Below are 13,089 nucleotides of genomic sequence, written 5' to 3'. Positions count from 1 at the left end.
GGGGCGGCGATACTGCTCAGTTATCGCCATCGGTGGCGGCGCTTTCCTGCGCCGCCCGGGCCTGGAGTTCCCGCTTCGCGCGGCGCCGTTTCGAGCCTGTCAGGTAAAAAAGGATGGACAAAGGCACCACGCAATACGCAAGAAACGTCATAATCCCTCCGGTAACGGTCGGTTCGGTCGCCGCCATGAGTACGACGACGTAAATCCAGGCGACGGCGACGATCCACATGATTTGTTTCCTTTGGCGATGTAATCCCCGATTGTAATCCCCGATTGTAAGCCCCGATTCTAAACAACGGACGACCACATGAACATGCCCGACCCGCAAGCGCTTGCCTCCACCTGGATGTCCCAGTTCACCGATCCTTCCGCATGGCAGAGCTGGATGACCATGCCGGCCCTGACCCCGACGGCAAACGGCCACAACCCGCTGGCCGGCATGATGAAGGATTTCGGCGCCGGCATCGCCCCGGCCAGGCTGGAAGCGCTGCGCGGCGACTATCTCACGAAGGTCGGCCAGCTGTGGCAGGACTTCATGTCCGGCAAGCCTCCGGTCCTGCACGACAAGCGCTTCTCGGGCTCGGCCTGGACCGAGAACCCGATGTCGGCCTTTTCGGCCGCGTCCTACCTGCTCAATTCCGACTTCATGCTGGCCCTGGCCGACGCCGTCGAGGCCGGCCCGCGCGAGCGCCAGAAGATCCGCTTCGCGGTCCAGCAGATGGTCGACGCCATGTCGCCGGCGAACTTTTTCGCCACCAATCCGGAAGCGCAGAAGCACCTGATCGACACCAAGGGCGAGAGCCTGACGAAGGGCCTGACCAACATGCTGGCCGACCTGCAGAAGGGGCGCATCTCGCAGTCCGACGAATCCGCCTTCGAGGTCGGCCGCAATGTCGGCACCACGCCGGGCCAGGTGGTGTACGAGAACGAATTGTTCCAGCTGATCCAGTACACGCCGACCACGCCGACCGTGCACAAGCTGCCGCTGCTGATGATTCCGCCCTGCATCAACAAGTTCTACATCCTCGACCTGCAGCCGGAAAACTCGCTGGTGCGCTACGTGGTGGAGCAGGGCAATACCGTGTTCATGGTGTCCTGGCGTAACCCGGACCGCGGCCTGGCCAACATCAGCTGGGACGACTATGTCGAGAAGGGCGCCATCCGCGCGCTCGAGGTGGTGAACGAGATCTCGGGCCAGGACAAGGCCCATGTGTTCGGCTTCTGCGTGGGCGGCACCATCGCCGCCACCGCGCTGGCGGTGCTCGCCGCGCGCGGGCGCCAGCCGGCCGCCAGCCTGTCGCTGCTGACCACCTTGCTCGACTTCAGCGACACCGGCGTGCTCGAAGTCTTCGTCGACGAGGCCCAGGTGGCCCTGCGCGAACAGACCCTGGGCAGCGGCGGCCTGATGCCGGGCCGCGACCTGGCCACCACCTTCTCGGCCCTGCGTCCGAACGACCTGGTGTGGAATTACGTGCAGCAGAACTATCTGAAGGGCAAGGAGCCGCCGGCCTTCGACCTGCTGTACTGGAACGCCGACAGCACCAACCTGCCGGGTCCGATGTTCTGCTGGTACCTGCGCAACACCTACCTCGAGAACAAGCTGAAGGTGCCGGGCGCGCTGACCGTGTGCGGCGTGCCGGTCGACCTGGGTGCGATCGAGGCCCCGACCTTCATCTACGGCTCCCGGGAAGACCACATCGTGCCCTGGCAGGCCGCCTTCGCCTCGATGAGCCTGCTGAATCCGAAGAATCCGAAAGCCAACCGCTTCGTGCTGGGGGCATCGGGCCACATCGCCGGCGTGATCAACCCGGCCTCGAAGAACAAGCGCAGCTACTGGGTCAACGACAAGGGCGGGCGCGGCCGTGGCAAGAACGCGGCGGTCACTGACGAAACCTGGATGGCGGGCGCCGAGGAGCACAAGGGCAGCTGGTGGCCGGAATGGGCCAAATTCCTGGCGCAGCACGGCGGCGAGGACATCCCCGCGCCGGCCAGTGCGGGCAACAGCCGCTATACGCCGCTGGAGCCGGCCCCGGGCCGCTACGTCAAGGCGCGCGCGGATTGATGTAGCCAGGACAGGGCGCGTTGACAAAAAATCAGCGTCAGTGATAATTCTAATAATTGCTGCACCTGCGCGGATTGCGTGGTAAGGTGTGCCCTGTCCGTCCCCCCTGAGCAATACCCCAGCTTCACCGGGCGGCGGACCAGGGTTTTTTGGTAACCAATCAAAATGCGCCGGGCCTATGCTGCGGCGCAACCTATGGAACTTGCGATGAGTAGTGCAAAGAAGAGTGCTGAACGCCTGATCAAGAAATACCCGAACCGTCGTCTGTACGACACCCAGACCAGCTCCTACATCACCCTGACGGACGTCAAGCAGCTGGTCCTGGAAGCCGACGAGTTCACCGTGGTCGACGCCAAGACGAACGAAGACCTGACCCGCAGCATTCTCTTGCAGATCATCCTGGAAGAGGAAGCCAACGGCATTCCCATGTTCTCGAGTTCCGTGCTGGCCCAGATCATCCGCTACTACGGCCACGCCATGCAGGGCATGATGGGCTCCTACCTGGAAAAGAACGTCCAGGCCTTCACCGACATCCAGAACAAGTTCACCAGCGGCGCCGCCGGCGCCCTGGAAGGCAAGCCCTTCAGCCCGGAAATGTGGACCCAGTTCATGAACGTCCAGGGCCCGATGATGCAGGGCATGATGAACAACTACATCGACCAGAGCAAGAACCTGTTCATGCAAATGCAGGAGCAGATGCAGAGCCAGAGCAAGGCCATGTTCGGCGCCTTCCCCTTCCCGGGCATGCCGGTCGACAAGAAGTAATTTTTTCAAGACTTTCCTGCCACACTGCGTCCCCAGCGGTCCCCTTTTGGGGCCGCGGACCGGCCTCCGGGTTCGACCGGCAGGCCCGCTTCAGGTACAATCGCGGATTGCCCAGATCCTTTGCCGTCCGCCCATGCCTGAACTTCGCCGCAATTCCCTCCCTGCCAACACCGAAAACGCCGCCGTCGCGGTTGCCGAACCTGCGCTGGTGATCCCGTCGCCGGCGCCCGGCATCGCCGCGCCCAAGGTCGGTTTCGTGTCGCTCGGCTGCCCGAAGGCGCTGGTCGACTCCGAGCAGATCCTGACCCAGCTGCGCGCCGAAGGCTACGAGACCGCCAAGTCCTACGACGGCGCCGACCTGGTGATCGTCAACACCTGCGGTTTCATCGACGCCGCGGTGCAGGAATCGCTGGATGCGATCGGCGAGGCGCTTGCCGAGAACGGCAAGGTGATCGTCACCGGCTGCCTGGGCGCCAAGAAGGATGCCGCGGGCGACGACATCATCACCAAGGTGCACCCCAAGGTGCTGGCCGTGACCGGCCCGCATGCGGTGGCCGAGGTGATGGAGTCGGTCCACCTGCACCTGCCCAAGCCCCACGATCCCTTCATCGACCTGGTGCCGAACCACGGTGTCAAGCTGACCCCGAAGCACTACGCCTACCTGAAGATCTCGGAAGGCTGCAACCACCGCTGCAGCTTCTGCATCATTCCGTCGATGCGCGGCGACCTGGTTTCGCGCCCGATCCACGAAGTGCTGGTCGAGGCCGAGAACCTGTTCAAGGCCGGCGTCAAGGAACTGTTGGTGATCTCGCAGGACACCAGCGCCTACGGCGTGGACGTCAAGTTCCGGACGGGCTTCTGGAACGGCCGTCCGATCAAGACCCACATGACCCAGCTGACCGAAGCGCTGGGCCAGCTGGCGCGCCAGTACGACGCCTGGGTGCGCATGCACTACGTCTACCCGTACCCGCACGTCGACCAGGTCATCCCCCTGATGAGCGACGGCCACGTGCTGCCTTACCTGGACATCCCGATGCAGCACGCCCACCCGGACGTGCTCAAGCGCATGAAGCGCCCGGCCAGCGGCGAAAAGAACCTGGACCGCATCCAGGCCTGGCGCAAGATGAACCCGGACCTGACCATCCGCTCGACCTTCATCGCCGGCTTCCCGGGCGAGACCGAGGCCGAGTTCGACTACCTGCTGGACTTCCTGAAGGAAGCGCAGATCGACCGCCTGGGCTGCTTCGCCTATTCGCCGGTCGAAGGCGCGACCGCCAACGAACTGGCCAATCCGGTGCCGCAGGAAGTGCGCGAGGAGCGCCGCGCGCGCGTCATGCTGCTGCAGGAGGAAATCTCGCTCAAGCGCCTGCAGGCCAAGGTCGGCAAGACCATGCGCGTGCTGGTGGACGAGATCGGCCCGCGCGAGGCGCTGGGCCGTTCCTCCGCGGACGCGCCGGAAATCGACGGCGTGGTGCACATCAAGCGTTCGCTGGTGCCGGGCAAGCCGAAGCTGGCGGTTGGCCAGTTCGCCGAGGTGCTGATCACCAAGGCCGACGCCCACGATCTTTGGGCGACCGTGGTCTGATGCCGGCCGGGAGCAGGGTATGACGGAGAAAGAAAAGCAGAAGTCGGTCCAGACCACCCTGATCCACAGCGACTATGTCGCACCGGAAGGCTTCGCGGCCTTCCCGCCGGGGATCCACCACGCGTCCACGGTGCTGTTCCCGAACGTGGCCGCGATGCGATCCGGCCAGTGGAAGGACAAGAACGCCTATACCTACGGCCTGCACGGGACACCGACCACCTTCACCCTGGAAGCGCGCCTGGCCGGGATCGAAGGCGGCGCGCATTGCCTGCTCGCGCCGTCCGGCCTGTCCGCGATCGCGATGGTCGACTTCGCCCTGCTCAAGAGCGGCGACGATGTGCTGCTTCCGGATAACGTCTACAACCCGAACCGCGAACTGGGCCGCTGGCTGAGCCAGGACTTCGGCGTGAGCACGCGCTTCTATGATCCGATGATCGGCGCCGGCATCGCCGAACTGATCCAGCCGAACACGAAGCTGGTCTGGGCCGAGGCGCCCGGTTCGGTATCGATGGAAGTGCCCGACCTGCCCGCCATCTGCACGGCGGCGCACGAAAAAGGCGCACTGGTCGCGCTGGACAACACCTGGGCCGCCGGCCTGGCGCTGCGCGGCTTCGACGCCGGCGCCGACATCGTCATGCATGCGCTCACCAAGTACCAGTCGGGCGGGGCGGACCTCTTGATGGGCGCCGTGATCACGCGCGAGCGCGCATTGAACGAGCGCCTGGCCCAGGCCCACATGCGCCTGGGGCTGGGCGTGGGCGCCGACGATGCCTACCTGGTGATGCGCGGCCTGCCGACCATGAAGCTGCGCTTCGACGCCCACGACGGCAATGCGCGCACGGTGGCGCAATGGCTCAAGGAGCGTCCGGAAATCGGCAAGGTGCTGCACCCGGCCTTCGAGGATTGCCCCGGCCATGCGCACTGGAAGCGCGACTTCCGCGGCGCCGGCGGCCTGTTCTCGGTGCTGTTCGATCCGCGCTATACCGAGGAGCAGACCGACCGCTTCGTCGACAGCCTGAAGCTGTTCGGCCTTGGCTACAGCTGGGGCGGCCCGAACAGCCTGGTGATGCCTTACCGGATCCAGGGCATGCGCCGCCAGTGGATGGAAGAGGGCATCCTGGTGCGCTTCAACATCGGCCTGGAAGACACGGCCGACCTGATCGCGGACCTCGAGCAGGCCCTCGCCAGGCTCTGACGCGGGTCCTGCCCGCAGGCCCGCTCCCGATCGCGGCTCAGACCGGCATCGGCTTGTTGCTGTTGAGGTCGAGGAAGCCGCGGATGATGCGGTAGGCCATCCACAGCCAGGCCACGCCCCAGATCAGCATGGCGAGCGGGATGAGGATCAGGGTCACCCACAGCACCCCGCCCAGTATCATCCACGCCAGGTACCACCAGAACGAACGGATCATCCAGGTGTGGTGCGAGTACACGATCGTGCCCTGGGTGTCCGGGCGCTTCACGTAGTTGACGATCAACACCAGGATCGACAGCGTACCGACCGAGAAGAAGAAGGTCAGCGCATGCACCACATACAGGATGCGCGCGAACTGCTTGGCGTTCTCGGCGCCTTGTTCATAGACGAGTTCCTGGGACATGGCGTCCTCCACGGTGAGTTCAATTGATCGAATGATAACCCAAACCGGACCGGCCGCGGCCCGGGTCTAGCTGCGCGTCTGCGCCTCGACCCAGGCGACCAGGCGGCCCGCGTCCATGGCGCCCGCCTGGCGCGCGATCTCGCGCCCGCCCTTGAACAGCGCCAGGGTCGGGATGCTGCGGATGCCGAAGCGCGCCGCCAGGTCCTGGGAGCGTTCGGTATCGACCTTCAGCAGGCGCACGTTCGGTTCCAGGCGCTGCGCGGCCTGGGCGAAATGTGGCGCCATCATCTTGCAGGGGCCGCACCATTCGGCCCAGAAATCCACCAGCACGGGAATGTCGTTGCGCGCGACGTGCTTGTCGAAGCGTGCGCTGTCGACGTCGAGCGGGCGCGCGCCGAAGACCGGCTTGGCGCACTTGCCGCAGGTGGGCGCATCCTGCAGCCGCGCCCGGGGCATGCGGTTCACCGCATCGCAGTGCGGACAGACGACGTGGAGCGGGTCACTCATCGGTTTCTCCTTGAACGGTGTGAGTGAAGATATTGTAAGGCGATCTAGAAATTGAGCGTGCCGTCGATGCAGGTCACGGACTGGCCGCCGACGCGGATCCGCTCCCCGGACATCGACAGCCTGAGCACACCGGCGCGGCCTGCCTTCGCGCCCTGGCTGACCAGGAAGTCGCCCTGGTAGTGGTCCGCTTGCCCGGTATGGCGCAGGTAGGCCGCCATGGCCCCGTTGCCGCTGCCGCACACCGGATCCTCGGGCACGCCGTGCGCGGGAGCGAAGGCGCGCGTCTCGATGCGCGCGGGGCTTCCGTCCGGGTGCGGGCCGAAGATCACGACGCCGGTGTGGCGGCCGCGACGGTCCTGGATCGCCATGCGCGCCAGGTCTGGGCGGCAATCGAGCACCGCCTGCGCGTCCGGCAGCTGCGCGATCACCCAGCGTGCGCCCACGTCGGCCAGGAAGGGGCGGGCGGCGTGGGCGAGCGGAACGCCGAGGATCGCCTCCAGCTCGGCGGCGTCGCTCGGCGACAGGGCCGTGAGGCTTGCCTGCGGCAGGTCGAAGGCGATCCAGCGCGCGCCCTCGCTCGCATCCTGCACCTGCAGGCGGACCAGGCCGGCGCCGCACTCCTGGACCAGCACGCCATCCCGCGGTGCGACCATGCCTGCCTCCAGCAAGGCGTGTGCGCTGCCGATGGTGGGGTGGCCGGCGAAGGGCAGCTCGCCGCCGGGTGTGAAGATGCGCAGCCGGTAGTCGGCGCCCGGTGTCGCCGGCGGCAGGACGAAGGTGGTTTCCGACAGGTTCATCCAGTGCGCGACCTGCTGCATGCGCGCGGCGGAGAGCCCACCGGCGTCGAGCACGACGGCGACCGGATTGCCGCGGAAGGGCGTGGAAGTAAACACGTCGACGGTCTTGATGGCTGCGCGCATGGTGTGGAGTTCACTGTTGAAGGAACAGCCAGTTTACGCATCGGCAAGGCCCGGTCCAGACACAGTGGCGCCTTGCACGGCCGACCAGTATTGGCGTTCGACAGTCCAAGTGTACTGGCCGCGCCATCCATGCGCCGCCATTGTCGAGCATTCCGTAGAATCGGCATCGACAAGACTTCCGATCGACCGATGACGCACAAAGCACCCGGCAGCCTGCTGGCAGGTTGCGCCGGCTGGAACCTCTGGAAAGAGCACGCCGCCCCCTTCCCCGAGAAAGGCAGCCACCTCGAACGCTATGCGGCCGTATTCCCGGCCGTCGAGATCAACTCGTCCTTCTACCGCCCGCACAAGCCCGAGACATATGCACGCTGGGCCGATTCCGTGCCGGATGCCTTCCGCTTCGCGGTCAAGGTGCCGCGCGATATCACGCACGATGCGCGCCTGTTCGAGGCCGGTCCCCAGCTCGAGAAATTCGCGCGCGAGGCCGGGCGGCTGGGTGGCAAGCTCGGCTGTTTGCTGGTGCAGCTGCCGCCGAAGTTCGGTTTTACCGACGAGCCGGCGCGCACCTTCTTCGGCCAGCTGAACGATCTGTTCGGCTGCATGGTCGCATTCGAGGCGCGCCATCCGAGCTGGTTCTCGGAGCCGGCCACCGAACTGCTGCGCGAACGCGGCGTCACGCGCGTGATCGCCGATCCGCCGGCGGGCCAACCCGGTCCGCACGTGCCCACCAGCGACGAGAACGTCTACGTGCGCCTGCACGGCGCGCCGCGCATTTACTACTCGCGCTATCCGCGCGAGACCATCGCTGACGTGCGCGCCGATCTCGACGCGCACATCGCAAAAGGCCGCACCTGCTGGTGCATCTTCGACAACACTGCCGCAGGCGAATCGGTGCCGAATGCCCTTGAATTGATGCACGGATAGTTTATGCAGGCATTCCATGAAAGTGCCATACTGAGTCCATGGTTACCGCGATTTTTAGTTTCCACGAAGAGCTGAATGATTTCCTGCCGCGCGAGCGGCGCGGCCGCACCTTTGCCTCGCAATGCGCGCAATCGGCCACCACCAAACACATGATCGAAGCGCTGGGCGTGCCGCACACCGAGGTCGAGGCGGTGCTGGTCAACGGCCAGGAATGCGGCTTCGACCGCGTGCTGAAGGACGGCGACCGGGTTTCGGTCTATCCCCGTTTCGAAGTACTGGAAGTGGCGCACGACCTGGCGCCGGAATACCGTTCGCCGCTGGAGCGCCTGCGCGAGCGGCCGCCGGCGCGCATGCGCTTCGTGGCCGACGCCCACCTCGGCGGGCTGGCGCGGCTGTTGCGCATGGCCGGATTCGACACCCTGTACGACAACCATTACCACGACGACGACGTCGAGGACATCGCCCAGGACGAGGACCGGATCGTGCTCACGCGCGACCGCGAACTGCTCAAGCGCCGTTCGATCACGCACGGCTGCTACATCCATTCCCTGGATCCGCCTGAACAGCTGCGCGAACTGTTCGAGCGGCTCGACCTGGCGCAAGGAGCACGGCCGTTCTCGCTCTGCCTGCACTGCAACGTGCCGCTGCACGCGGTGGCCAAGGCCGATGTCGAGGAGCGCCTGCCGGCTTCGGTGCGCGAACAGCACGACGAGTTCACCACCTGCGACGACTGCCGGCGCGTGTACTGGAAGGGCTCGCACCACAAGCGGATGCAGGCGCTGCTCGCGGCCGTGTCCCGGCCCGGCGCGGATGCACTGGAGCGCTTCGCCGATGTAGAATCGCCTGAGGAAAACGACCACCATCCTTGAGCGTGACCGAGCCCGCTTCGCCTTCATCGCCTTTGCCTTTCCCCGTCCGCGTGGAATGCCCGCCGGGCGCCTGCGTGTGCGGGCGCGATCGCCTGCTGGGCGACCCGCAAGCGGACCCGCGACCGCTCGCCCTCACGCGCCAGCAGGAACAGAAGCTGCTCGAACGCATCGAGCGAGTCGAGAGCTACCAGGACCTGCAGCACGTGCAGGGGCTGATCCGCAAGAACATCGGCGCCGAGCTGCGCATCGAGCCCGGCCCCAACGAGGTGCGCACCGTGCGCGGCATCGTGATCGTGCTCGAGGAGCGGCCGGGACTGTGCAAGAAGGTGCGCCAATCGGTGCCGGCGGCGGTGCGCCGCCTGCTGGGCGAGCGGCCCGAGATCGCCTGGGCCATCCTCGACGCCCACGACCTCTTCGGTTCCACCTGAACGGCTCAGCACGCCAGTACAAGGCGAGCTCGGCCTGACTCTTATACAATCATGCCGGGGCGGCAAGGGCCGCCGTGAACATGGAGAACAGCATGTCGGGCTACAGCATCAACATCGAAGAGAAGACGCTCGCCGGGAACAATTTCCGCGAGGTCTTGTACACCACCCAGCGCAGCCAGCTGGTCATCATGACCCTGCAGGCGGGCGAGGAGATCGGCGTCGAGCGCCATGAAGGCCACGACCAGTTCATCCGGGTGGAGGCGGGCGAGGGCGTGGCGCTGCTGGACGGCGAAGAGCACAAGCTGGAAGACGGCGTCGCCGTCGTGATCCCGGCCGGCACGGAGCACAATGTCATCAATACCTCGAAGACCGAGCCGATGCGCCTGTACACCTTGTACACCCCGCCCGAGCACCCGGACGGCATCGTTCACGCCAGCAAGGCGGAAGCGGACGAATACGAACGCAGCCACGGCCACTGAGCGGCCGCCTGGATGCAAGAAAGCCGGCTGCGAGCCGGCTTTTTCTTTGTGCCGGCCTCAGCGCCAGCGGTAAGGGAAGCGCGTGCCGATGTGGCCGCCCCAGCCGCGGTGATGACCCCAGCCGCGGCCGAAGTTGAAGCCGAGGCCGATCGAGACCGGCGGATAGTAATAGCGCGGCTGTTCCACGTACACCGGTTGCGGGGCATAGACCGGAGCCGGCGCATAGACCGGCGAGACGGTGGTCGGGGTCGAATAGGTCACCACCGGGCCGCTGGTGGTGGCCGATGCCTGGCCGCTGGCGGCGGCGCGGGCCCCGGTGCCGACCGGGACCGGCGTCACCGAGACCACATGCCACTGGCTGGGATCGGTCGGCGTTGCGTAAGTACGGCTCGCGTAATTCGGTTGGCTGGCGCAACCTGCCAGCGTGGCAAGCGACGCGATGATGATGGCAAGCTTTTTCATGGCGGTCCTCCTGATCCCGCCATGATAAGAGCGCTCGCGCCGGGATGCCGCCGGCATTACGCTTTGTTACACCTGCGCTCCCAGCAGCGCGGCCAGGGCAAGTACGGCCGGCAGGGTCTGGATCAGCAGGATGCGCCGCTGGACGGTGACCGCGCCCCAGACCCCGGCCACCGCCACGCAGGCCAGGCCGAACACGGCGAAGGCGCGCGCCGTGCCTGGATCGGGATGCAGGAAGGCCACCAGCAGGGCGGCGGCCAGGAAACCGTTGTAGCAGCCCTGGTTCGACATCGCCGGCGCCAGCACCTCGGCCTGCTGCTCGCTCAGCCGGAAGACCTTGCGGCCGCGGCTGCGGAACAGCACGGTCTCGAGCAGGAAGATGTAGACGTGGATGATGAGGACCAGCCCCATCAGGATGTTCGCCGCAAGCGCCATGTTTGCCTCCCTCAGTTAATTTCCGCATTGTACGGCCTTGTCTGCGAGGCAAGTGAATATTGGTGAGACTTGGTGCCCGGCGCCTCCCTATACTGGCAGCTCATCCACGAGGAGAGTCCATGAAACGTCCCTTGTCCGCAGCGCTGCTGGCCGCCGGCCTGTGGTTTTCCGCAGTCCCTCCCGCTCTGGCGCAGACCCAGGCCGAGCACCGCCAGCAGATCGAGCAGATCGTCGAGACCTTCCGCAAGGCCATCATCGACAAGGACAAGGACAGCTTCATGAAGCTGTTCCTGCGCGAGGACATCACCTGGTCCGCGGTCTTTACCGACGCCAGCGTCGACCGTTTCCATGCGCGCAGCAAGGCCGCCGGGCGGCCGCGGCCCCCGAAGCTCTTCAGCAGCAACCCGCGCAGCTTCATCGAGGACATCGCCAAGGACCCGAAGCGGCTCGAGGAAACCTTCTCCAACGTGCGCATCGATACCGACGGCGAAATCGCCCACGTCTGGTTCGACTACGCCTTCATGGAGGACAAGTACAAGCAGAACTGGGGCAAGGAAGGCTGGCAGCTGCTGCGCACCGATGCCGGCTGGAAGATCGCCGCCGTGGTGTGGTCGATGGAGGCCAACCCGGAGCCGCCCCCGGCGTCAAAGGCCGGAGGCTGAGCCGGAAGGCTGGCGGATTCACTCCGCGGCCAGCGCCCCCAGCTGCGCGAGGGGCACGCTGGCCGCCATTGCCTGGTATCCGGCGTCGTTGGGATGCAGGTGGTCGCCGTAGTCGTAGCTGCTGCGCAGCCGTTCCGGCGCCTGCGGATCGCGCAGGACCAGGTCGAAATCGGTCAGCAGGTCGAAGGCGCCCGAGCTGCGCAGCCAGGCATTGATGTCCTGGCGCGCCGCCTCGCGCCGCGGGTTGAAGTAGACGTTGCCGCCGAAGGGCGGCAGGGTCGCGCCCATGACCGCGATCCCGCGCGCGTGGGCGCGCTCGACCAGCTGGCGGTAGCCGCCGGCCATGTCCTCGAGCGGCACGGGGCTGGATGCGGGACTGAACAGGATGTCGTTCATGCCGATCAGCACGGCCAGGGCGCGCACGCCCGCCGTGGCCAGCACGTCGCGGTCGAAGCGTTCGAGCAGGTCGCGCCCGGCCAGCGGCATGCTGGCGTCGTCGAGCAGCAGGCGGTTGCCGCTGAGGCCCCGGTTCACCACGGCGAAGGGACCCCTGCCGCTCAGCTCGGCCTGGAAGCGGCGCGCCAGCCAGTCCGGCCAGCGCCGGTTGGTGTTGGTGGTGCTGCCGATGCCGTCGGTCAGCGAGTCGCCCGCGGCGACGATGACGGGCGCGGCACGGTCGGAATCGACCTCGGCCAGGAAAGGCCAGGAGCCGAGGGTGCGCTGGACCGGCAGGCTGGTCGAGGCGGTGTGGTTTCCGCTGCTTGACAGGTAGTTGGCCTGGTAGGCATTGGTGTGGATGGTGCTGACCGTCACCGGCCCGGGCAGGTAGAGGCTGACGGCAAGGTCCGCGAAGGGTCCGACCGACAGGTCGACCGGATCGGACAGGGCTGGCGTACCGGCCGGGATGGTGATGGTGGGGCGCCCCCCGAAGCTGAGCGCGCGGCTGGTGCCGGCGTACACGGTGGCGGCGCTGGAGCGCAGGGCGATGCTGGCGGCGCCGATGCGCAGCGGCGCGCTGCCCATCTCGTTGGACAAACGGATGCGCAGGCGGCCCGCGCCGATACCGGTGCGCACGACCAGGCGCAGGGTCTGGCCGTTGAGTGTGAGGGCGCTGCCTGAAGGCGGAGGGCCGGAGGGCGCGCAGCCCCAGCTGGCATACCACTGGCCGCGCCCGCTCTGGGCCAGCGCCGGCGACGCCGGGAACGCCAGCGCGCCGGCCAGTGCGGGAAGGCCGGCGAGGACGCGGCGGCGGCCCCGGCTGGCAGCATCATTGGAAAGGGAAGCGCGGCTTGCCTGGCTTGTCATGGCGGGCTCCTGTCGGTGGACGAGCGGCCACGGCACGGCCGCAGCTTTACCCTAATCCACGCAGGCCACGCCTCCAACCGGAGCGGCGACGGGA

The 13,089-nt window shown here is 66.6% G+C and carries 16 protein-coding genes; 9 read left to right on the top strand and 7 right to left on the bottom strand.

Annotation, left to right across the window (positions count from 1 at the left end; translation table 11 throughout):
• Positions 1–16: 16 nt before the first annotated feature.
• A complete protein-coding gene (locus tag V7778_RS10805; RefSeq protein WP_335555035.1) occupies positions 17–229 on the bottom strand; it encodes a hypothetical protein in 213 nt (70 codons plus the stop codon).
• Between the two features lie 78 nt (positions 230–307).
• Here V7778_RS10805 and phaC point away from each other — a divergent pair, with 78 nt between their 5' ends.
• The 4 genes from phaC to V7778_RS10785 all read left to right on the top strand — a co-directional run bounded on the left by phaC (position 308) and on the right by V7778_RS10785 (position 5,607).
• On the top strand, positions 308–2,062 hold the full coding sequence (gene phaC / locus V7778_RS10800; protein ID WP_335555033.1) for a class I poly(R)-hydroxyalkanoic acid synthase: 1,755 nt from the start codon (positions 308–310) through the stop codon (positions 2,060–2,062).
• A 207-nt stretch (positions 2,063–2,269) separates the two neighbouring features.
• Positions 2,270–2,827, top strand: coding sequence for a polyhydroxyalkanoate synthesis repressor PhaR (phaR, locus tag V7778_RS10795; RefSeq protein WP_211519777.1), 558 nt, complete (start codon positions 2,270–2,272; stop codon positions 2,825–2,827).
• Between the two features lie 133 nt (positions 2,828–2,960).
• A complete protein-coding gene (gene rimO / locus V7778_RS10790; protein ID WP_335555031.1) occupies positions 2,961–4,412 on the top strand; it encodes a 30S ribosomal protein S12 methylthiotransferase RimO in 1,452 nt (483 codons plus the stop codon).
• Positions 4,413–4,431: 19 nt separating this feature from the next.
• Entirely contained in the window at positions 4,432–5,607 is a 1,176-nt protein-coding gene (locus tag V7778_RS10785) for a cystathionine beta-lyase (protein WP_335555029.1), read from the top strand.
• Positions 5,608–5,644: 37 nt separating this feature from the next.
• Here the strand turns inward: V7778_RS10785 and V7778_RS10780 are convergent, their stop codons facing one another.
• The 3 genes from V7778_RS10780 to V7778_RS10770 form a co-directional block, all read right to left on the bottom strand.
• A complete protein-coding gene (locus V7778_RS10780) occupies positions 5,645–6,007 on the bottom strand; it encodes a DUF4870 family protein (RefSeq protein ID WP_335555028.1) in 363 nt (120 codons plus the stop codon).
• Positions 6,008–6,073: 66 nt separating this feature from the next.
• On the bottom strand, positions 6,074–6,514 hold the full coding sequence (gene trxC, locus V7778_RS10775; RefSeq protein ID WP_335555025.1) for a thioredoxin TrxC: 441 nt from the start codon (positions 6,512–6,514) through the stop codon (positions 6,074–6,076).
• 44 nt (positions 6,515–6,558) lie between these two features.
• On the bottom strand, positions 6,559–7,434 hold the full coding sequence (locus tag V7778_RS10770) for a PhzF family phenazine biosynthesis protein (RefSeq protein ID WP_335555023.1): 876 nt from the start codon (positions 7,432–7,434) through the stop codon (positions 6,559–6,561).
• A gap of 189 nt (positions 7,435–7,623) precedes the next feature.
• Between V7778_RS10770 and V7778_RS10765 the strand changes: the two genes are divergently transcribed.
• The 4 genes from V7778_RS10765 (at position 7,624) to V7778_RS10750 (ending at position 10,134) form a co-directional block, all read left to right on the top strand.
• Positions 7,624–8,358 (top strand): DUF72 domain-containing protein, encoded by a 735-nt coding sequence (locus tag V7778_RS10765; protein ID WP_335555021.1) that lies wholly within the window; start codon positions 7,624–7,626, stop codon positions 8,356–8,358.
• A gap of 38 nt (positions 8,359–8,396) precedes the next feature.
• Positions 8,397–9,227, top strand: coding sequence for a Mut7-C RNAse domain-containing protein (locus V7778_RS10760; RefSeq protein ID WP_335555020.1), 831 nt, complete (start codon positions 8,397–8,399; stop codon positions 9,225–9,227).
• Complete coding sequence (locus tag V7778_RS10755; RefSeq protein WP_335555018.1) at positions 9,224–9,655, top strand: hypothetical protein; 432 nt, start codon at positions 9,224–9,226, stop codon at positions 9,653–9,655. Before V7778_RS10760 ends, V7778_RS10755 begins: the two co-directional genes overlap by 4 nt.
• A gap of 92 nt (positions 9,656–9,747) precedes the next feature.
• Complete coding sequence (locus V7778_RS10750) at positions 9,748–10,134, top strand: cupin domain-containing protein (RefSeq protein ID WP_335555015.1); 387 nt, start codon at positions 9,748–9,750, stop codon at positions 10,132–10,134.
• A 57-nt stretch (positions 10,135–10,191) separates the two neighbouring features.
• On the opposite strand, the gene V7778_RS10745 is transcribed toward V7778_RS10750, so the two are convergent.
• Together V7778_RS10745 and V7778_RS10740 are read right to left on the bottom strand one after the other, a co-directional pair.
• Entirely contained in the window at positions 10,192–10,596 is a 405-nt protein-coding gene (locus V7778_RS10745; RefSeq protein ID WP_335555013.1) for a hypothetical protein, read from the bottom strand.
• A 66-nt stretch (positions 10,597–10,662) separates the two neighbouring features.
• On the bottom strand, positions 10,663–11,028 hold the full coding sequence (locus tag V7778_RS10740; protein WP_335555012.1) for a DUF1304 domain-containing protein: 366 nt from the start codon (positions 11,026–11,028) through the stop codon (positions 10,663–10,665).
• Between the two features lie 119 nt (positions 11,029–11,147).
• On the opposite strand from V7778_RS10740, the gene V7778_RS10735 reads away from it, so the two are divergent.
• The gene (locus V7778_RS10735; protein WP_335555010.1) at positions 11,148–11,690 is read left to right on the top strand and encodes a hypothetical protein; all 543 of its coding nucleotides are present in this window, start codon (positions 11,148–11,150) and stop codon (positions 11,688–11,690) included.
• 18 nt (positions 11,691–11,708) lie between these two features.
• Here the strand turns inward: V7778_RS10735 and V7778_RS10730 are convergent, their stop codons facing one another.
• On the bottom strand, positions 11,709–12,995 hold the full coding sequence (locus V7778_RS10730) for an SGNH/GDSL hydrolase family protein (RefSeq protein ID WP_335555007.1): 1,287 nt from the start codon (positions 12,993–12,995) through the stop codon (positions 11,709–11,711).
• Positions 12,996–13,089 lie beyond the last annotated feature (94 nt).

The organism is Massilia sp. DD77 (assembly GCF_036961685.1).
Lineage (GTDB): Bacteria > Pseudomonadota > Gammaproteobacteria > Burkholderiales > Burkholderiaceae_D > Telluria.
This window is presented reverse-complemented; position numbering and strand designations above follow the sequence as displayed.

Coding starts and splice junctions, on each gene's coding strand:
- V7778_RS10760 (WP_335555020.1), top strand. CDS start 8,397: ATGGTTACCGCGATTTTTAGTTTCCACGAAGAGCTGAATGATTTCCTG.
- trxC (WP_335555025.1), bottom strand. CDS start 6,514: ATGAGTGACCCGCTCCACGTCGTCTGTCCGCACTGCGATGCGGTGAAC.
- V7778_RS10730 (WP_335555007.1), bottom strand. CDS start 12,995: ATGACAAGCCAGGCAAGCCGCGCTTCCCTTTCCAATGATGCTGCCAGC.
- V7778_RS10780 (WP_335555028.1), bottom strand. CDS start 6,007: ATGTCCCAGGAACTCGTCTATGAACAAGGCGCCGAGAACGCCAAGCAG.
- V7778_RS10745 (WP_335555013.1), bottom strand. CDS start 10,596: ATGAAAAAGCTTGCCATCATCATCGCGTCGCTTGCCACGCTGGCAGGT.
- V7778_RS10735 (WP_335555010.1), top strand. CDS start 11,148: ATGAAACGTCCCTTGTCCGCAGCGCTGCTGGCCGCCGGCCTGTGGTTT.
- V7778_RS10750 (WP_335555015.1), top strand. CDS start 9,748: ATGTCGGGCTACAGCATCAACATCGAAGAGAAGACGCTCGCCGGGAAC.
- V7778_RS10785 (WP_335555029.1), top strand. CDS start 4,432: ATGACGGAGAAAGAAAAGCAGAAGTCGGTCCAGACCACCCTGATCCAC.
- V7778_RS10770 (WP_335555023.1), bottom strand. CDS start 7,434: ATGCGCGCAGCCATCAAGACCGTCGACGTGTTTACTTCCACGCCCTTC.
- rimO (WP_335555031.1), top strand. CDS start 2,961: ATGCCTGAACTTCGCCGCAATTCCCTCCCTGCCAACACCGAAAACGCC.
- phaC (WP_335555033.1), top strand. CDS start 308: ATGAACATGCCCGACCCGCAAGCGCTTGCCTCCACCTGGATGTCCCAG.
- V7778_RS10740 (WP_335555012.1), bottom strand. CDS start 11,028: ATGGCGCTTGCGGCGAACATCCTGATGGGGCTGGTCCTCATCATCCAC.
- V7778_RS10765 (WP_335555021.1), top strand. CDS start 7,624: ATGACGCACAAAGCACCCGGCAGCCTGCTGGCAGGTTGCGCCGGCTGG.
- phaR (WP_211519777.1), top strand. CDS start 2,270: ATGAGTAGTGCAAAGAAGAGTGCTGAACGCCTGATCAAGAAATACCCG.
- V7778_RS10805 (WP_335555035.1), bottom strand. CDS start 229: ATGTGGATCGTCGCCGTCGCCTGGATTTACGTCGTCGTACTCATGGCG.